This is a genomic window from Planktothrix agardhii (assembly GCF_904830935.1).
Classification (GTDB): domain Bacteria; phylum Cyanobacteriota; class Cyanobacteriia; order Cyanobacteriales; family Microcoleaceae; genus Planktothrix; species Planktothrix agardhii.
Map to the genome: position 1 here is coordinate 2023319 of NZ_LR882952.1, position 20047 is coordinate 2043365.

A 20047-nucleotide genomic window follows, 5' to 3' on the forward strand; every position below is an offset into this window, starting at 1 on the left:
ATCAGGGGGAGTTTCTTGGTTTCAATAGCCAACCGTCAACAATATTAGATAGACAATCCTAACTTTAAACCTAAAAAGGTATGGACTAACATTAATCCTAAGATAACGGTTCCAATATAAGCATGGGTCGCCCTAAAACCAGAGTTATCTTTGTTAAATCCGGTAAAAGCAATCAGACTATTAGTTAATAACAATCCTAATAATATTGTTCCTGTCCAGAAGTGGGGACTTTCTAAAATGGGTTCTTTTTGCATTACTAAAGATAATAAACCTCCCGTGTAGCCTAATGCCAAAAACAAAAACATTAAAGGGGCGAGTTTTCGGTGGTCAGCACGATTTTTTAAGGCGACTTCCTTATCTGCTGCGAGACGCCCGCGCCATCCCGTCCAACCCACATAACTCCCCATCGTAAAAATAACAGTTCCCATCATCACCGGATGTCCCCAATGGGTGATAGGTTCGGGAATACCTAAACCCCGAAATAGATTAGCAATGGGTTCTAAAAGTTCAACTAAACTCATATTTTTTGTTCAAAAGCCGATTAGATTTCCATAGTTTAGTTTAGGACAATTAGGTACCGAATTGCTAGATTACGTTTTATGAACCCGAATGAGTTGATAAGCACCCGCTTGATCCATAATTTGATATTGATCGGGTTTTAATCCTAGATCAATTAATTCTTGGGGATGTGCCAAAATTAAAAGGGTTTGGGGAGGAGATTTTTGCACCAATGGAGTTTGAATATAGGCGATCGCATCCCGGGGGTCAGGACGGTATTGCACTCGATGTTGAGTATAAAAAACTAAACTGGGTTTTTTGAAACCAATCATAATTAATTCTTCCCCTAATTTTCGCTGTTGTACGACGGTTTGGGCTAGGTGTCGTAAGGGTTCTTGTCGATGTTGATCGAGTAAACTATAGGTGGGAGTTACCGCCACAATAAAAAAAACAATAAATCCCAAAATATTAACTATAAAAATAGATGAAATTCGACCTTTCCACCAACTTAGGACTATTCCTAATGTTGTGATCACCCAAATCAAAGCCGATATATTTGGAATCCCAGAGGCTTGTAAATCCCCTCTAAAATCCGGCATATCTGCATCATATCCAATTAAATTTTTACTAAAATAACTGCCAATAGATGCCAAAAAAACAAATAAAATATTAATAAAAATTGCAATATTTAGGGAATTAAATTTATTTTTTTGAAAGCTATTTTTAGAGATGATATTATTCCAAAATAAAGATACTAATAAAACTGAGGCAGGAATCAGGGGCAAAATATAACTGGGAAGCTTAGTAACCGCTAGGGTGAAAAATATAAAAATTCCGCCAAACCAAAAAACAGCAAATAATTGGAGTTGTTTAATTCGAGTTTGATGTTGCCAATAGCGACGTTTCCAGAATTTTGTTGAAGCGATCGCCGGAGGTAAATACACAGAAAATGGTGCAAATCCGACTAAAACTACAATAAAATAGAAATACCAAGGAGCAGAATGGTGATTCACAACCGTTGTAAATCGTTGAAAATTATGATAACCAAAAAAAGAGTTAATATAGTTTTGACCATTAACTAAAATTACTAAAACATACCAAGAAATTGTAATTACTAAAAAAATTAAACTTCCCTTTAATAAATCCATTTCTTTTAAAACTTTGCGCCCTTCTCCCAAATAAATTAAAAATGAACCAATAATTAAAATCGGTAAAACAATCCCCACCGGGCCTTTGGTTAAAACAGCTAAAGCGGTTAAAATATAAAAAGCCAAATACCAAATTTTATAAGAATTAAAACCTGGAGGTAAATCTTGCCCTTCCTGTAATTCTGACTTTGCATATCCCAGAAAAAAAGCTAATAACGCCGAACCCAAACACCCAGTTAATAACATATCGGAAACCCCAATTCTTGCCCAAGCCAGAATCCCCGGATTAAATGCGATTAATAAAGCCCCCATCCAAGGTAAAGGATGTAAAATAATCTTTCTAAAACCTGGTTGAACCAATGGAGAAATAAAATCTTGTTTTTGATTATCTTTTATAGTATAAAATTGGGTCTGTTGGACGTAATAACTTAAAGTATAAAATCCTAAACAAACGAGAAGAAAACCAGAAAATGCCGAAGGAAGACGGACTCCCCATTCATTCACCCCAACTATCTGATAGGAAATTGCCATTAACCAATAAATTAATGGCGGCTTATCGAAACGGGTTTCCTGATTAAAATAGGGAGTAATCCAATCTCCATTTACCAACATTTGACGCGCAGATTCCGCAAATAAAGGTTCTGTTTCATCGAGTAAACCTGAAGTTCCTAAGTTCCAAAAAAAAGCCAGAAAACCGATTAAACCTAAACCTAAAATAAAAACTAGCCAAGGGAACCCAGGTGTTTTGAGTAGAGGTAAAAAAAAGCTGGGAATTTTTCGATTTGAACTTGATTTCATTGGCTAAAAATGCAGATATTAACGATTGAGATATTGACAGTTTACTGTTAATGTGTTATCTAACTAACACCTAATTCAATATATCAATTAGTTATAGCAACCGCCAAGGCAGTTAAGACACCAGACGGATCTTAGAACCCAGACGGTAAAGTGTTTCCCCCGGTGTTCCCTCCCCCCCAAGCCCCCCGTGCACGGGGGGTTTGGGGGGGCTGTTCCGGTGTTCCCTGCTGTATTATCGTACATGGAAGCATAAATACTCACATCATTAGGAAGATTGCTGCTTGAGTCAATTCTACAATGATTGATTTCTTCATGGGGTCGGTTTAATTACCAATTCCCATTCCTGGTCTTGAGGATTCCAAGCTGGAAGGGAAGTTTCCCCGACAATATACGGCCCCCAGTAATAGCGAGAACCATCAGGAGCAAAAACCACCAGAATATCACCAGATTTGAGGATTAAATTTTCTTGGGGAAGGGATAAAATCAGACCCTCCCTACTACCCTCGGCGGGGGCAAAATCCCAGTGAACAGGTTCCGTGATATTCGGCGCCGAACGACTGAGTAGGGCCACACGCACCGGATGTTCCGTCAGGTTACTGACTCGAAATGACCCTCGGCGATAGTTTGTGGACAGTGGAGGCAAAGACGGGGAAATCATCTCAGATTTCAAGGGAAGACTAATATTCGGGGGGGATGGTTGCGGAATAGAGATTTTAGGAAAAGTTGTAGATAGGGAACTATGGGCAGATAAGACCATCTGTTCGGCGGGTTTTCGCTCCGTTTGGACACAATAGCGAAACAGAAATTGCCTTAAACTAATTAAAGTTAATAAAATTATTCCAGTAATTAGAAAGGCTGGATAAAGTTTATCTTTCATAATCTTTTGCTTTAAATTAGATCATTAATCCCACTAAAATTCACACTCTGTTTTATGCAAAATACCCGTCTGAATAGACTTGTCAATGTAATTAATGCCCAGGTAGGGCGATTGTTAATGAATCCTTGGCGACGGATTTCGCTGCTAATTATTAGTCTACTGTTTGGGATATTCCTAGCCGTGGCTATTTCTGGGATAACCGGACAAAGGGGGCGTTTAGATGTGACGGTGGCTTTAGTAATATCTATCTTTGTCGAAGGGGTTAACTGGTTAGCTTACAATCGTTCTCCTCGTTTACGACAATCTTTTTGGGTAGAAAATCTAAATGCCCTCAAAATTGGTTTGAGTTATGGGTTATTTTTGTTAGCCTCAATGTTAGGTTCATGATAGAAATTCATTGAATAAAATTAGGATGGTCTATGATTGAAATTCTCAAGGCTTGGAAGACTGGACAAAAGCCCCAGCCCACAGATTTAGAAGTTTTAGAAGAATGGGAACTGTCTGATCATCAACGTTCAACTGCTTTTGGAATCACACCGGAAAATGTTATGGTGAACATAGAAGCCCGATCCCGTCTATTCTGTCAACTTCAACAGAAAAAGATTGAGTTTCCTCTGTTATTTGAACAGCTAGAAACCCTGTGGAAATTTTGGCTACCTTTAGCGGCCCAACTGGCTGAACATCGTCAACGCTTGGGTCGTCCTCTGGTTCAAGGAATATTAGGAGGGCAAGGCACAGGAAAAACAACTCTAGGGAAAGTCTTAACTTATATTTTGTCTCTGTTCCACTATGACACACTTAGCTTGTCCTTAGATGATCTCTATAAAACTTATTCGGAACGTCAACAATTACAAAAAGCTGATCCGCGTTTAATTTGGCGAGGGCCACCCGGAACCCACGATCTTGAATTAGGAATCCAGGTTTTAGATCAATTGCGTCAACCTTTGCCTGATCAAACCATTGCCATTCCTCGGTTTGATAAGTCATTATGGCAGGGGGCAGGCGATCGCATTTCACCGGAATTCGTGACCGGAATTGATATTATTTTATTTGAAGGTTGGTTTGTAGGCTGTAGACCAATTAACCCCCAACTCTTTGATTCTGCCCCAGTTCCGATTATTACTCCCTCGGATAAAAAATTTGCTAGGGACATGAATAAACAGTTAAATGGGTATATTTATTTATGGGAAAAATTAGATCGGTTGCTAATTTTAAATCCTGTAGATTATCGCCTATCAAAACAGTGGCGAATCCAAGCCGAACATGATATGATTAAAACAGGAAAATCGGGAATGACTGATGTAGAAATTAGTCAATTTGTTGATTATTTCTGGAAAGCCTTACATCCCGAATTGTTTATAAACTCCTTGATGGAAAATCCCGAATTTGTGGATTTAATTATAGAGATTAATCCCGATCATTCTATCGGGAATGTTTATCAGGTTAATCTATGATTACCTCCGAGATTAGATCCCCCTAAATCTCCCTTTCCAATGAGGATTACGCAGATTAACATTGAAAGTAGCTTTAATACCAAATTAGTACGTTATAATTTAGAATATTGGGATGGAATTTGGAAAATTGCCAACTCTCAAGTTATGAGTTAAAGGTTTTAAGAATTAAAAATAGCGATCGCATTTGCAGAAATTCACTATGGTACAAGAACTGATTGATTTAAGAACTTGCATCGAAGAACAACGCTATGACCAAGCGTTAATGATTATTGATGAATTGGAAGGAATGGGAAAACAAGCTATTTTACGCAATATTCAGTCTTATTTACTTAGACTGTTGATTCATTTAATTAAAAATCAAATTGAAGAAAGGTTAACAAATTCTTGGGCAGCTTCTATCCGAGGTTCTATTCGAGAAATCCAAAAACTCAATCTTAAAGATAATAAAAAATCCTATTATATTCAACAAGATGAATGGCAAACTTGGTTAGAAGATAGCTTGGAAGATGCCATTCGAGATGCCAGTGTTGAAGTCATGAATGGAACCTATACCCCTTTTAAATTATCAGAAATAGTAGAACGAGATTCAATTTTAATGAGGGCTCAAATCTTACTCGATTTAACCTATCGTTATCCGGCTAAAGAATTAGCGTCTCAAGTTGATCAAACCTTAATAGAATTACCCGGAGGAAATGCTTGGAAAGATTAATAATCCGATAAAAAAGGCGGGTTTAGTACAATCAATGATTACTATGATAAATTTTTGCGAACCCGCCCCTACAGAAATAATATGCCGTTTTAATGTCTCAATTTAAAGTTTATTAATCATCGGCATAAATATAACGATACAACTCTTTAGGATCAGGTTCCGGGCTACTTTGGGCAAATTCTACCGCATCATCAATAATGGCTTGAACTTGCTGATCAATAGCTTTCAATTCCTCATGGGTTGCCAAATTATGTTCGGTTAAATGAGCCGCAAATTTTTTAATCGGATCACGAGCAAACCAAAATTCCTTCTCATCTTTATCGCGTAATTCATCGGGATCGGCCAAAGAATGTCCACGAAAACGATAGGTTAAAGCTTCAACTAAAGTTGGGCCTTCACCCGCCCGGGCGCGAGCAACGGCCTTTTTAGCCACTTCCCTAACCGCCAAAACATCCATCCCATCCACTTCATAACCAGGCATTCCAAAAGCCGGGCCTTTTTTGTAGATTTCCGGGTCAGAAGTTGCCCGGTCATGGGCCATGCCGATCGCCCATTTATTATTTTCCACCACATAAATAATTGGCAAATTCCATAATGCCGCCATATTCAAACATTCATAGAATTGGCCGTTATTACAAGCGCCATCCCCAAAGAAACACATAGTTACCTGATCGGCATTCGGATCATTGATCGCTTCCCTGCGGTATTTGGTTTGAAAAGCCGCCCCTGTAGCCACCGGAATCCCCTCAGCAACGAAGGCAAACCCCCCTAATAAATTATGGGCCGAGGAGAATAGGTGCATCGAGCCGCCCCGACCCTTAGAACAACCTGTGGCCTTACCAAATAATTCCGCCATAACTTCCCGGGGTGGAACCCCCGCACTCAAAGCATGAACGTGATCCCGATAGGTACTACAAACATAATCCTCATCCCGACGACCCGCCCGGATCATCCCCGTAGCCACGGCTTCTTGACCGTTGTACAGGTGGACAAAACCGAACATTTTGCCCCGATAATACATCTCGGCACATTTATCTTCAAATAGCCGCCCCAGCACCATATCCTCATACAGCATTAACCCTTCATCGCGGGTTACAGCATTTGCATCCGCCTTAAACGTCGGTAACGTGCGTTCCTGTACCATTTTTTCCAATTACCTTTACCAATTTGAGATTCTATTTTACAGGTTGGGGGCGGGTTTATTAAAATTTCTGCTAATTAACAAATATTGACCCGAACCCGCCCCTACGGTCTGGGTAATATTAAGATAATTAGGGGGATTTAGAATCAATCTGATTGATCATTACTAAAAGGCAAATCCTGATTAACATGATCAATTTCCTGTTGTTCCATTTCGTTAATTCGTCCTATATAAGACTTTAAAATCTGAGCTAAACGTTGATCATAGAATCTATGCAAACTATAATTTGGTGTGGCGGGAAAACCACGACGTTTTTTATGACGACCTCCCGCACCCGGATCAAACAGAGAAATTTTGTTTTCAATTGCCCATTCAATCGGAGAATAATAACAGGCATCAAAATGTAAACAATCAATATCTTGAACACTTCCCCAATAGCGACCATATAAACGATCGCCTTTAGTTAAACAAAACGACATTCCCATCGGTTGATGTTGGGTAGTATCATCAAAAGCCGCGACAAAGACCACCCGATGCCGATAATTATGATGCAATTGTTCAAAAAATCTGCGGGTTAAATATTTACTTCCCCACCAACCAAACTTATCACAGGTACTAGCATAAAATTGATACATTTCCGAAAAAAACGCTTTCGGAATTTGATCACCCGTGTGAGTTTTTAGTTGTAATCCCGCTTGAGTAACTGCTTTACGTTCCCGCTTAATATTCCGCCTCTGATTAGCATTAAAACCTTTTAAATAATCATCAAAACTTTCATATTCTTGATTTTTCCAAATATAACTATGGTGTAACCAAGAAGCAAACCCAAACTTTTCTAACATCGGTTTCCATTCGGGATCAACATAGAGAAAATTACAGCCAGAAATTTTATTTTCAATACAAAATTGATCAATTGAATGCACCATTAACCCCGTAATTTCTTCTTCATCTTCTCCGGGTGCAATCATAAATCTATAGCCTTCGGCTGGAGTAAAAGGCGACATTCCTAATAGTTTAGGATAATATTCAATGCCTAATTGATGGGCAACATCCGCCCATTGATTATCAAAAACAAATTCCCCGCGACTATGCCCTTTAAGATATAAAGGTGCAATTCCTACTAACTGTTGATCCCGCCATACGGTTAAATGATGGGGTAACCAACCCGTGCGTCCAGTAGCACTTCCCGATGATTCAATGTTATGCAACCAATCCCACTCAAAAAAGGGCGTAATTAAAGGTTGGGCTAGGTTATCCCAGGCTGTTTGAGGGACTTCAGCAACCGTATTAATCCAACGGGTCGAATAGGAGGAGGTTAAGGGTTTTACCATATTATTTCAAAAATGATGATAGACGCATTCTTCAATATTTAGGGTAATCTAATTTTTACAAAAATGGGAAATAACATAATTATTCGCCAGTTAATACTTGATAATGTAAAAATACTTCTTGTCCTATGGTTTGTACCTCCAATAATTGCAAACGGGGGGCGACGGCGGATAAAAAACCCTCTCCATCGGCGGGGCTGGGGGAATTTCTACCACTTAAAATTAAGGGACAAATGGTTAACCAGAATTGATCAATCAGGTTTTGTTTTAAAAGGGAAGCAACCAGTTGACCACCTCCTAATATTCCTAACTTATTTAAGCCTAATTTTTGGAATTGTTCAAAAGCCATACTCCAGTTAATTTGATTGGAATTATGATCAGTAATAATTATATTTTCAAACCCTTCTGTATTATTCCATAATTCTTGACCCTGATTTGTGGTCAGTAACCAATGGGGAACAGATTGTTGAAAAAAACGTAAATTCGGATTAATATTTCCCGAAGCAGATACAACTATTTGTATGGGTTGAGGGGGTTTTCCGTGCCGTTTTCGGTATTTTAATAATTCAGGATCAGTAATTTTGATAGTAGTTTGATAGGCGTTTAATGTTCCCGCACCGAATAAAACCCCGTCCATTTGTGCCACTTGTTTTTCTAAATGTAGTTTATCTTGTTCTGAACCAAAACGGGCGGGCGATCGCATTTGATCAGAAATTTTACCATCCGCACTCATCGCTAAAATTACCGTCGTTTGAGGTCGGTTAACACCGGGTTGAGGAGTCATAAATTAAATTCGCAACAAGCACCAATAATACACCCACAGTAAGCATTACTTAAGTGTTTACAACTTCTTGATATTCTTTGTGTCTTAGTGTCTTTGTGGTTAAATTAGGTTTTAAAATCCTTAACAGTTTAGCTAATTAACTAACCAGATGATTTTTAGCATTTCTCAATTCTTTTTGAATAGAAATCGCTTTTCCTAAAGAAGAAATTGCTTCAGGATATTGTTTTAACTTAGACAATAAAGAACCTCTATAACGCCAGGTTTGCGCATCATCAGACTGACAGGAAAGAGCCGCATCATAGGACGCTAAAGCTTCAGGATATTGTTCTAATTTTTCTAAACATAACCCTTTAGATCGCCATGCTTCTGATGAATCGGGTTTTAAATTAATCGCTTGTTCATAAAGGGCGATCGCTTCTGAATATTTTTGTAGTTTAACTAAAATTTCTCCACATTCAAAACAAGTTTCATAACTATCAGGTTTAATTTCTATGGCTTTTTTATAGGAATTTAATGCCTCTTGATTTTGGTTTAATTTCCCTAAAGTATTTCCTTGAATTTTGAATAATTCAAAATTATTAGGATTTAAACTCAATGCTTTTTCCAAGGATTTTAATGCTTCTTCATGGCGTTGTAAAGCTAATAAAGCATTGGCTTGATTTAACCATAATTCTGATTTATTGGGATTAAGTTTGATCGCTTGTTCGTAGGATGCGATCGCTTCTTCATACCGTTGTAATTTTGCTAAAACATTGCCTCTATTATGCAGAGTTTCATATTTATCGGGAGCAATTTCTAAGGCTTTATTATAGGATTCTAATGCTTCATCAAACCGTTTGAATTTTCTCAATAATGCCCCACGATTGTGCCAAGATTCATAATCATTAGGTTTAATTTTAATAGCTTGGTTATAGGATTCAATTGCTTCTGCATACCGTTGTAACCGCACTAAAATATTGCCTCGATTATACCAAATTTCATATTTTTGCGGTTGTAAACTCAGACATTGATCATAAGTTAATAACGCCTCTTGATACCGTTGTAATTTAACTAAAACGCCCGCTTTTTTATACCAGGCTTGATCTAAATTAGCATTGGCTTCAATTGCCTTTTCTAAATATTTTAAAGCCGGGTCTAACTGACCTTCTATAATTAAAGATTCTGCTTTTTTTAAGTAATCATCAGCAATCATTAACTCGGAAACTGGCTGGGATTTAACAGCCATGGATATCGGAGAAATTACTAATTTTTCTGGCTCGGAAAATTTTGATAACCCATTCAAAGAGACTAATTTTTTATCGGGTAATTCGGGGATATTTTTGGGAATTTCTAAGGTTTGTTCCTTTAATTCTTTTAAAGACTGCTCTTTAATCTCTTGTACTTCAGAAATCATGGCTTGTAACCGGAATACAAATTGAGATTTAAGGGTTTCTACTTGTTCAATAGAAGACTGAGAAAGTTTAGCTTCTCGGCTTAAAAAATCAAGAGATTCCTGGGCGGTTCCCATTTGTACCTCTAATTCTTTAATTAACTGTTGATAACGCTGTTTAGAGGCTTTTAATTGTGCTTCTAAATTATCAATTCGGTTCAACTGCTTTTGCGCTTGAGTCACAATCTCTTTAACTATCAAACGACGCACTAACCAAAAGAATAAAATTGTTACACTGGGGATTAATGTGGCGACAATTAATAAGGTATTTAATAAAGTAATTGTCTGACTAAATTCATAATTTAATGCAGAAGCTGGGCTAATTTGTGCGACGGAAATGGGGGTTGTAATTTTGCTTTGGGCTTCACCCTGAACAATTTTAACTAATTTCGCTAACCAAGTTTGATCCAGAACATTAGTCATTGATAATGATGCCAGTTCTGTTGAGGAATATTCCGCATCGCTAAAAGATGGACTACCGATCATTTCCGGCATACTGACTGCTAAACTAGGAGCTAATGCAATCATCTCAACCGCATCAGCCGACTGACCCGCCTCGGAAGCATTGGGTAGAGGATTTGGAGATTGTTCAGGAATAGAACTCGCTTCAACACAGGAGTCCTGAGCAACAAGGGCTGCTAAGGTTAAAAGGGTAACTGTCGATAACCGCATAAGTGTCAATTCGTTTAGGGGGAGTGCTGTTCTATCTTACGAATTGACACCGCTTGATCAGGATTTTGCAGCAGAAACCCGATTTCCAATTTTTAAACCTGAGCTAAAACAGGGTGTTGGATTTGAGAGACTGTAGACTCAGATTTCGTATTTGTACAATACACTTCACAGGAATTATTCGGGCTTTCAATCAGTTTGATTTTATGTAATTGCGCCCCTAAATTATGAATTGGTTTTTGCAATAAATTTTGGATATGAACCGCAATATTTTCCGCCGTTGGTACAACTTTAGAAAAGTAGGGAATATCTTTATTTAAAAACGTATGATCAAAGGGTTCCACAACATAATTATTAATCACTCTTTGTAACCCTTCTAAATCTACAATCATCCCCGTCTGAGGATCAACTTCCCCTTTAACAGTTACTTCTAAATGGTAATTATGACCATGACCGTTAGGACGGGCGCATTTGCCATAAATTTCAAAATTATCCTCAAAACTGAGGTCAGGATGAGCCAGCCGATGGGCGGCACTAAAATGTGTACTAATTGTCAGATAGGCTTCCATACTGTTTCCTTGATATTCTGCCCAGAGTTCGGGATGTTCAAATAGTTGAATTTTGGTCAGGGGAAGATGGGGGGCCAACCGATGCCAAATCGCCTGGGCCAGAGCTTCCGTTGTCGGTAAGGTTTGCTGAAATTCCGGCCAAACATCATTCAGGTAGGAAAAGTCTAAATGGTCGGTGACTTCCCGTTTCAAGGTGTGTTTGACGTCGGACAGGTTTAAGACCATACCATATTCATTGAGTTCTCCGACCATGGACACATACAAAACATAGTTATGTCCATGTCCAGGGGCGCGAGATGTGGGGCCAAACCGCTTCAGGTTCTCGGTGGCGCTCAATTCGGGCAACCAATACCGATGACTGGCGGAAAATTGCGCCCGACGGGTGATCACGCATTCCATAAAATCTGAGCCAGAGGGATGTTGTTAATTTATATGAACTTAATTTTAAGCTTTTTTGATGATAATTTCAACTTTGATTTAATAAAAACCCGCACTGTCAATCATTCCGGTCTGTGATGTATTGCCTAATAACAGCAGGTAAATAATAAAAATGGTCTTGCTTTTCTAGCCAACACCGTCTTCTGATAAGCCACTGGCTTTTATAATTTCATCTGAAACTAACATACTCATGGTTGTTCCTAAAGTTTGGTTTAAAATATAACTATTTTAGTATTTCTATATTTTAACCGATATTCCAAATTTCTTGTAAATCTAATACAAAACCCGGAAGCACATCTTCTCCCGATATATTAACAGGAGATTGTAAAATTTCTACTTCTTTTCCTAAATGATAAATTTCTACGCGCTGATTTTGAGGATCAATTAACCAACCGAGTTGAGTCCCATTTTCCAAATACTCTTGCATTTTGTTTCTTAGGGTTTTGAGAGTATCTGTTTCTGAACGTAATTCAATCACAAAATCTGGACAAAGAGGCAAAAATTTCTTTTTTTGTTCTGGGTTTAAGGCATTCCATCTCTCTAATTTCACCCAAGACAAATCCGGCGCTCGATCTGCACCATTGGGGAGTTTAAAACCTGTTGAAGAATCAAATGCTAATCCAAGTTTTGTTTGTTGATTCCAGATGCCAAACTTCACTGCTAGGTTAAAGTTCCGATTTCCGGTTTCACCTCCTGTTGGTGACATAATAATTAATTCTCCTGTTGCTGATCGCTCAAATTTATAATATCGGTTATTTTGACAAAGTTGAAAATACTGTTCATCGGTTAAGTCGATTTGCAATTCTAGGGGATTAGGTAAAGAAATTATTGTATCCATAACCGTTGCAATAGGCTCAAAATATAATTTCAATTATAACACCTTTTTAGTTCTTAGGAAATCTTTTTCATTTCCTCCTGGGCTTCTCGACGGGAACTGGATGCCATTCTAAACATTTCTTGTCCCGTATGTAGAGACGAATAATCATAATTAAGGGTAAAGGTTTCTAATTCATTTAGTCCATCTTCTAAATGATTCAGGGTATAATAAATATGGGCAGCAACTCCAGCAACGGGTGAGGGATTTTTTCGAGAACGAAATAGGTTTTGAGCTTGATTTAAACAGTTTTTACAAAGTTCAATATAGGCTTGAAACTCCTCCATTAATTGATCATCAAAGGGATCGGCTGATAGTTTATTGACTTCGGATTTTAAGGGTTTTAAAATTTGATTTATAGAACGATTAATTGGTTTATAAACTTTATTAATCCAAATCGTTAGTTCCGCATCCGCTTCCGTTGCTTGTTTTTTGGCTTTGGCAACAAAGGGTTTTACGGAGTCGAAATTGGGATTTTTACCCAAACCCAGTTCCCGATCATGGGATTGACGTTTTTGTGGATCACTTAATATTTCGTAAGCTGCATTAATCTGAATAATTTGGTTATGATCAGCCGATTGAGTTTGACTATCAGGGTGGAATATTTTTGCTAATCGACGATAGGCTTGTTTAATTTCTGTAGCCGTCGCTGCGGGGTTAACTTGTAAGGTACTGTAGTAGTTTTTGAGCGTAGTCATACCGATTGATTTAAGATTAATTGGGGATTTCTATAATATGGTTTTCAGACCCTATTGATTATAGCGCGATCGCGATTGACAATGGCTAGTATTTTTTTTCTGGGCTATAGATTATTATTAATAGTATGAATTATGGTTCAGGGTCAATATGAAATTAAGTAAAGTATCAGGATCGAATATTTTACGGTATTTGGGTATCGGGTTTGCTGTTTTCCTGACTTTAACCGGATGTCAAACTCTGTTTAAACCGCCAACAGCATCGGATATTCATTTAAAACTGGGAAACCCAAGTCAAGCGAAATCCGATCCTCAAAATCCTACTAATTTTTTGATAGAAAAACCGGAATTTGTTCTATCTTATAATAGCACAACCGGAACAGCAAATTGGGTGAGTTGGCAACTTAATTCATCTTGGGTAGGAATAGTAAAACGTCAAAATAATTTTAGACCGGATGAGACTTTACCCCCAGGTTGGTATCAAGTTCAGTCCAATGATTATCGGGGTACAGGTTATGATCGAGGTCATTTAGTTCCTTCGGGCGATCGCACTAATAACCTTGACCAGAATAGCACAACTTTTCTGATGACGAATATTATTCCTCAAGCCCCGGAATTAAATCGCGGGATTTGGAGTGATTTAGAAAAAGAATGTCGAGAATGGATCAAAAAAGGCAAGGAATTGTATATAATTGCTGGAGGTGAAGGTAAACGAAAAACCATTGCCAAAGGTAAAGTAACTGTTCCGAAATGGAATTGGAAAGTTATTGTTATTTTAGATAAACCGAATCAAAAGATTACGGAAAATACGCAAATTATTGCGGTGAGAATGCTTAACTCTAATTCCTTGATAAAAACAAATAATTGGCGAGATTATCGAGTTTCCGTCGATGAAATTGAACAAAATACAGGACTAGATTTTTTAACCAATATTCCTAAGAATATTCAAGATAAACTAGAGGGTAAAGTTGATTACCGTTAGTTTAATTTGTTGAGTATTTAAACAGTAAGCTGTTAACCTTCTAAATTTGGCATTTAGAAATTGTAAAACCCCTGTAATGCGAGCGTCCTCGCTCGCTAGATGGGGAGAGGAATATTCTAGCGAGCGGGGACGCTCGCACTACCAGAGCGTTAAGTTATGGTGCAGATCATCCTGAATCCTAGGATAATATACCGAAATTGAGGAACAGCCAGGGTAAAAATAACTTCTAAATAGTAGTTAATATCCTGATAGTTATACCCCTTTCTCACTCTCAAAGGACGTCTACAATGTCTTTACATCAATCTTCTTCGATCAATCCCTGGAGCCTGATTACCGCGTTATCCTTAAGTTTGGGATTAGTGAGTATTCCCTTCATTGCTCCAGTTTTCGCCCAGGAACAACGGATCAGAACCTTAACGGTCAGTGGTCAAGGGGTAGTTACCATTCCAACTACCCAAACCCAAGTTCAATTAGGAGTTGAAGTTTTGGGGAAAACCGCCGAGGAAGTTCAAACAGAAGCCGCTAAACGGACTGCTGCGGTGATAGAATTACTGCGATCGCGCAATGTTGAGAAACTCGAAACCACAGGAATTCGTCTCAACCCCACCTACAGTTATGCTAATGATCAACAACGATTAACCGGATATTCCGCCACCAATACCGTCAGTTTCAGATTAAACACCGAAAAAGTCGGAAGTCTGCTTGATGATGCCGTGAAAGCCGGAGCAACCCGCATTGACGGAATTAGTTTTGTTGCCTCCGATCCCGAAATTAACGCCGCCCAACAACAGGCTTTAAAACTCGCCACCCAAGAAGCAGAAAGTCAAGCTAACGCCGTATTAAGTGCCCTCAATTTAACCCGTCGAGAAATTATCGGAATTCAAGTTAATAATGCCAGTGCCCCTGTTCCCATGGCTGTCATGTACAGAACAAATACTGTAGCCGCAGCCCCAGCCACCCCCGTTGTCGGCGGAGAACAGGAAGTTAGGGCTTCCGTCACCTTGCAAATTAGTTATTAGTTGACACTCCCACCCCTGAAAAAGAGGTTCAATTCCCCTCTGTTCCCCATTACCCATTACCCATTACCCATTACTTAAAGTCATGTAATGACAACACGGGACAAGATCCATGCCTTAGTCTGGAATAATATTGAGGTGATTCCAGATTCAAGGTAGATTAAATAAAATGTCCCTGACCTCTGCACAACCAGCTTTACTTGTCCTTGCTGATGGAACCGCCTACACTGGCTGGTCATTCGGCGCTCCAGGAACCGTGATTGGAGAAGTTGTCTTTAATACGGGTATGACCGGATATCAAGAAGTATTGACCGACCCTAGCTATTGCGGACAAATTGTTACCTTTACCTATCCAGAGTTAGGCAATACTGGCGTTAACCCCGAAGATGAAGAATCAACCCATCCCCATGTTCGGGGGGCGATCGCCCGTAATATTTCTAGCCGTCCCAGTAATTGGCGTTCCACTCAGTCCCTACCCGACTATTTAAAACAGCACCATATCCCCGGTATTTATGGCATTGATACCCGCGCCCTAACTCGCAAAATTCGTACCGTTGGGGCGATGAATGGGGCAATTTCCACGGAAATTTTAGATCCGGGTGAACTAAGAACTTTAGTTGAACAAGCCCCTAGTATGGCTGGGTTGAACCTAGTTAAAGAAGTCACCACCAAGCAACCCTATGAATGGTTGGAACCCACAGAAACCGCTTGGGAGTTTAGTAATTCTGCCACCGGAGATCAAGAACCCCGCTATACCGTTGTCGCCTTAGACTTTGGGGTGAAACGCAATATTTTGCGACGGTTAGCTAGTTATGGCTGTCGGGTGATTGTGGTTCCAGCTAATACCTCCCCAGAGGAGATTCTTAAATATAATCCCGATGGAATTTTCCTCTCTAATGGCCCTGGTGATCCCTCGGCCGTTACCGAAGGCATTGCCATCACAAAAGAATTAGTTAAGGCGGAAAAACCCGTATTTGGGATTTGTATGGGCCATCAAATTTTAGGCTTATCCCTAGGGGCTGAAACCTTTAAGCTCAAATTTGGTCATCGCGGCTTAAATCAACCCGCAGGTCTGGCACAGCAGCAAGTGGAAATTACCAGTCAAAATCATGGGTTTGCGATTGATCCAGATACGTTGGCTTCAGATGTCCAAATTACTCACCTGAATCTGAATGATCGCACCGTGGCGGGCTTGAAACACAAAACTTTACCTCTATTTTCGGTTCAATATCACCCCGAAGCCAGTCCTGGCCCACATGATGCTGATTATCTGTTTGAGCGCTTTGTTCAAGCGATGCAGCAACAGCAAGAACAGAACTAATATCCTTTTGTCCCTCCTAACTTACCTTAAACAGCAAGAAGGCTCACACTGTACCTTTACTCAGGTCAGTGTTGAGATAGTGACTAGACAATTTCTTGAAAAGCCCTTATACTAGATCGGCGATGTCAAGCTTTATGTAGTTAGGAGGGTATCATTTCTGAGCCACTGAATTTAACCGTTAGCCTGCGGGGTACACGGGATGTCAAAGACAACTATCAGATCTTTCGGCTAACTGGATTGATGGATGCTTTCTCAGAAGGCACTTTTAGGAAGCTGGTCAGTATTTATATAGAACAAGGCCCCAAGCACATTATATTGGATCTCTCTCAGATAGATTTTGTAGACAGTTCTGGATTAGGGGCGCTAGTTCAGCTTGTAAAAAAAGCTGAACAGAGCGACGGAACTTTACAGATTGTTTCCAATCCTCGTGTAACTCAAACTGTTAAATTGGTTCGCTTGGAAAAGTTTCTCTCTTTACGGCCATCTGTAGAAGATGCGATAGAAAACATCAAAAACCCCTAGGTGTGAACGTCAATTGGGTAGTGCCACCCCCGATAAGGTGAGGATACTGAGTCAATGGGATCATGGTGGAACAATCTTTACGACGACCTTTTAACGACTAGCGAGTTAATCTGTTGCCTAGTCTCTACCTTTGGATCAAATGCTCGATCAAAGCCTATCACCAGAACAAGTTCAACGGATTTCTCCTGCGTCTTGGGCCTATTTAGGAGATGCCGTTTATGAACTCTACATTCGTAGTTTTTATCTGATGCCCCCAAAGCGATCGCATTTGTATCATCAGTTAGTCGTGTCTCAAGTTCGCGCCGAAAGTCAAGCTCGTCACTTGCGATCGCTAGAACCTCACCTTACCGAAACTGAATTAGAAGTTTTAAAGCGGGGTCGAAATGCCGCTTTTGGTTATCCCAAAAGACTCGATCCCAAAACTTACCAGCAAGCCACCAGTTTAGAAGCATTATTCGGGTATTTGTATTTAACGAATCCGCAACGTTTAGATGAATTGTTTAATTATCTTGAGCTTGATTCTAAAGATTGTTGATTGTTGATTGCTCAATGATACGTGAATGCCTATCAACTTAAGTCAAAAATTCCTAATTACAGCCTAGATCAGATCGCCCCTAAAACTCGAAAACGATCCCCCCTAACTCCCCTTAACAATGGAGGAAACCGATTTCAAAGTCACCCTTTTTAATGCGATGCCCTGAGCTTGCCGAAGGGAGGATTTAAGGGGATCAGATATAAAAGAAGAACAGGGATTTTAGGCTGTCGTTGACGTTAATTAATGAAACTCCCATCTCTACACCCATCTATTTCCTATCTCGCTAATTATTATGCCAAAGTTTAGTCGTTCCAATTCTCCATCGAGATCTTCTAAAAAACCATCGATTCGCTCTAAGTTTAATTCTAAATCTGGAGAACGAGATAACAGCAAACCTTCTCGATTCTCAGATGACAGAAAACCTTCTCGATTCTCAGATGATAGAAAACCTTCTCGATTTTCAGATGACAGAAAACCTTCTCGATTCTCAGATGATAGAAAACCTTCTCGATTCTCAGATGATAGAAAACCTTCTCGATTCTCAGATGACAGAAAACCTTCTCGATTTTCAGATGACAGAAAACCTTCTCGATTCTCAGATGATAGAAAACCTTCTCGATTTTCAGATGACAGAAAACCTTCTCGATTTTCAGATGATAGAAAACCTTCTCGATTTTCAGATGATAGAAAACCTTCTCGATTTTCAGATGATAGAAAACCTTCTCGATTTTCAGATGACAGAAAATCCTACCGATTTTCTGATGAGCAATCCGACAAATATCGGGAATTTTCTAAAGAAAGAAAAGAATCTTTTTCTACTTCCAAACCTGAACAAATAACAAGAGAAAAACCGAGCAAATTCTTAGATAAACGCCAACCAAAAGAAGACCAAAATTATTTACCCTATCCTCAAAGAAGTCAGCGATTTATCGAAGAAACCAAACCAGAATTTGCCGATGAATATATCGAATCCTTAGATGTTGAAAATGAATTAATTTATGGACGACGTACCGTTCAAGCCGCTTTAGAAAATGAGCGATCGCTAAGTCGAATTTGGGTGGTTTCCCAAGTCAAATCCGATCCCCGATTTTACAAGTTATTGCAAGAAGCAAAAGCCAACGGTGCGATTCTTGATGAAGTCACTTATCAACGCTTAGATCAACTCACCCAAGGCGCTAATCATCAAGGTGTGGCGGCTCAGATTTCTCCATACACTTATAAAGACCTGAGTGATTTAATTGAAAGTGCTCAAGCTGCTAGTGCTCAACCCGTGATTCTTGTTGCCGATGGGATTCATGATCCCCATAATTTAGGTGCTATCATTCGGACAGCAGAAGCCATTGGAGCACAGGGTTTAATCATACCCCAACGTCGGGCTGTGGGTATTACCTCAACGGTGATGAAAGTTGCCGCAGGTGCATTAGAAACTTTCCCCGTCGCCAGAGTGGTTAATCTGAGTCGGGCTTTAGAAGACCTCAAAGCCGCTGGATTTTGGATTTATGGTACTTTAGCCACCGCCCAACAATCCTTACCTACTGTGGCTTTTAATGGTGCGATCGCCCTAGTTGTTGGGAATGAAGGCGAAGGTTTAAGTCATTTAATTGAACAAAACTGTGATGTTTTAGTTTCAATTCCCCTATCAGGAGAAACCGCTAGTTTAAATGTTTCCGTAGCAACGGGAATGGCGCTGTATGAAATTTATCGTCAAAGACAATTTCCCGCACCCAATTTGAGTTAAAAAAAGTATAAACGGATGCTTTAGGGTTGGAATTGTTTAAATAAAATATTCAATAACAACCTTATTGAATTTGGACTGCATAACTACAGAGTTTTCAGATAATTTACATCTAAAAAATTTAACTTTTCCCTGAAAACTCTCTCGCCTATTCTGAGCAATTAAAGTATTTGTTTAATCTAAAATTCATTTGATCGGGGTTGATTTTTACAGATAAAGACTTTGCTCAGTTTATTGAAAAAATCAAGATCATTGATAGTGAATATGAAAGAACTTCTGATTAGCCTACTCAACGTTTTTGGATGTGCTTTCTGGGTAGAAATTCTGACAGAAACTCCAAACTGTACCTACTATTTCGGGCCATTTATCAGCCAACAAGAGGCTCGAACTTCTCAATTTGGTTATCTCGAAGACCTAGAAGCAGAACACGCACAAGGAATTAAAGTTAAGATTAAACGCTGTAAACCCGATACCCTAACCATTGCATAGAAGTTGTTGCGCTTTAGCGCTCCAGGTATGGGCGAT

The 20047-nt window shown here is 39.2% G+C and carries 20 protein-coding genes; 10 read left to right on the top strand and 10 right to left on the bottom strand.

Features of this window, described 5'->3' with window-relative positions:
* Positions 1-44: 44 nt before the first annotated feature.
* The 3 genes from NMG88_RS09370 to NMG88_RS09380 form a co-directional block, all read right to left on the bottom strand.
* Complete coding sequence (locus NMG88_RS09370; RefSeq protein WP_026798068.1) at positions 45-521, bottom strand: DUF4079 domain-containing protein; 477 nt, start codon at positions 519-521, stop codon at positions 45-47.
* 69 nt (positions 522-590) lie between these two features.
* Entirely contained in the window at positions 591-2444 is a 1854-nt protein-coding gene (locus NMG88_RS09375; RefSeq protein ID WP_227365035.1) for an ArnT family glycosyltransferase, read from the bottom strand.
* 310 nt (positions 2445-2754) lie between these two features.
* The gene (locus NMG88_RS09380) at positions 2755-3321 is read right to left on the bottom strand and encodes a hypothetical protein (protein ID WP_042155687.1); all 567 of its coding nucleotides are present in this window, start codon (positions 3319-3321) and stop codon (positions 2755-2757) included.
* A gap of 54 nt (positions 3322-3375) precedes the next feature.
* Here NMG88_RS09380 and NMG88_RS09385 point away from each other — a divergent pair, with 54 nt between their 5' ends.
* From NMG88_RS09385 to NMG88_RS09395, 3 genes are all read left to right on the top strand, one after another.
* On the top strand, positions 3376-3708 hold the full coding sequence (locus tag NMG88_RS09385; RefSeq protein WP_042155685.1) for a DUF565 domain-containing protein: 333 nt from the start codon (positions 3376-3378) through the stop codon (positions 3706-3708).
* A 32-nt stretch (positions 3709-3740) separates the two neighbouring features.
* The gene (locus NMG88_RS09390; RefSeq protein WP_042155683.1) at positions 3741-4775 is read left to right on the top strand and encodes a glycerate kinase; all 1035 of its coding nucleotides are present in this window, start codon (positions 3741-3743) and stop codon (positions 4773-4775) included.
* Between the two features lie 199 nt (positions 4776-4974).
* Positions 4975-5484 carry a DUF29 family protein gene (locus NMG88_RS09395; RefSeq protein ID WP_026786094.1) on the top strand — a complete coding sequence of 170 codons (510 nt, stop codon included), beginning with the start codon at positions 4975-4977 and terminating at the stop codon, positions 5482-5484.
* A gap of 112 nt (positions 5485-5596) precedes the next feature.
* Here the strand turns inward: NMG88_RS09395 and pdhA are convergent, their stop codons facing one another.
* From pdhA to NMG88_RS09430, 7 genes are all read right to left on the bottom strand, one after another.
* Positions 5597-6628, bottom strand: a complete 1032-nt coding sequence (pdhA, locus tag NMG88_RS09400; RefSeq protein WP_042155681.1) for a pyruvate dehydrogenase (acetyl-transferring) E1 component subunit alpha — start codon at positions 6626-6628, stop codon at positions 5597-5599.
* A 143-nt stretch (positions 6629-6771) separates the two neighbouring features.
* Positions 6772-7956: a GNAT family N-acetyltransferase gene (locus tag NMG88_RS09405; RefSeq protein WP_254035362.1), complete on the bottom strand. Its 1185-nt coding sequence runs from the start codon at positions 7954-7956 to the stop codon at positions 6772-6774.
* 79 nt (positions 7957-8035) lie between these two features.
* Positions 8036-8737 (bottom strand): RibD family protein, encoded by a 702-nt coding sequence (locus NMG88_RS09410; protein WP_042155679.1) that lies wholly within the window; start codon positions 8735-8737, stop codon positions 8036-8038.
* 136 nt (positions 8738-8873) lie between these two features.
* On the bottom strand, positions 8874-10838 hold the full coding sequence (locus NMG88_RS09415) for a tetratricopeptide repeat protein (protein WP_254035363.1): 1965 nt from the start codon (positions 10836-10838) through the stop codon (positions 8874-8876).
* Positions 10839-10930: 92 nt separating this feature from the next.
* Complete coding sequence (locus tag NMG88_RS09420; RefSeq protein WP_227365037.1) at positions 10931-11803, bottom strand: 6-carboxytetrahydropterin synthase; 873 nt, start codon at positions 11801-11803, stop codon at positions 10931-10933.
* Positions 11804-12086: 283 nt separating this feature from the next.
* Positions 12087-12680, bottom strand: coding sequence for a Uma2 family endonuclease (locus NMG88_RS09425; RefSeq protein ID WP_042157754.1), 594 nt, complete (start codon positions 12678-12680; stop codon positions 12087-12089).
* A gap of 53 nt (positions 12681-12733) precedes the next feature.
* The gene (locus tag NMG88_RS09430) at positions 12734-13414 is read right to left on the bottom strand and encodes a J domain-containing protein (protein ID WP_042155672.1); all 681 of its coding nucleotides are present in this window, start codon (positions 13412-13414) and stop codon (positions 12734-12736) included.
* A 148-nt stretch (positions 13415-13562) separates the two neighbouring features.
* On the opposite strand from NMG88_RS09430, the gene NMG88_RS09435 reads away from it, so the two are divergent.
* From NMG88_RS09435 to NMG88_RS09465, 7 genes are all read left to right on the top strand, one after another.
* A complete protein-coding gene (locus NMG88_RS09435; RefSeq protein WP_227358105.1) occupies positions 13563-14393 on the top strand; it encodes a DNA/RNA non-specific endonuclease in 831 nt (276 codons plus the stop codon).
* A gap of 287 nt (positions 14394-14680) precedes the next feature.
* On the top strand, positions 14681-15412 hold the full coding sequence (locus NMG88_RS09440; protein ID WP_026786083.1) for an SIMPL domain-containing protein: 732 nt from the start codon (positions 14681-14683) through the stop codon (positions 15410-15412).
* Positions 15413-15578: 166 nt separating this feature from the next.
* Positions 15579-16730 carry a glutamine-hydrolyzing carbamoyl-phosphate synthase small subunit gene (carA, locus tag NMG88_RS09445; protein WP_026786082.1) on the top strand — a complete coding sequence of 384 codons (1152 nt, stop codon included), beginning with the start codon at positions 15579-15581 and terminating at the stop codon, positions 16728-16730.
* Positions 16731-16895: 165 nt separating this feature from the next.
* The gene (locus NMG88_RS09450) at positions 16896-17252 is read left to right on the top strand and encodes an STAS domain-containing protein (RefSeq protein WP_071783092.1); all 357 of its coding nucleotides are present in this window, start codon (positions 16896-16898) and stop codon (positions 17250-17252) included.
* A 139-nt stretch (positions 17253-17391) separates the two neighbouring features.
* Positions 17392-17787, top strand: a complete 396-nt coding sequence (locus tag NMG88_RS09455) for a Mini-ribonuclease 3 (RefSeq protein ID WP_042155670.1) — start codon at positions 17392-17394, stop codon at positions 17785-17787.
* Positions 17788-18079: 292 nt separating this feature from the next.
* Positions 18080-19525 (top strand): 23S rRNA (guanosine(2251)-2'-O)-methyltransferase RlmB, encoded by a 1446-nt coding sequence (rlmB, locus tag NMG88_RS22675; RefSeq protein ID WP_430203042.1) that lies wholly within the window; start codon positions 18080-18082, stop codon positions 19523-19525.
* A 261-nt stretch (positions 19526-19786) separates the two neighbouring features.
* Positions 19787-20011 (top strand): DUF1816 domain-containing protein, encoded by a 225-nt coding sequence (locus NMG88_RS09465; RefSeq protein WP_042155668.1) that lies wholly within the window; start codon positions 19787-19789, stop codon positions 20009-20011.
* Positions 20012-20047 lie beyond the last annotated feature (36 nt).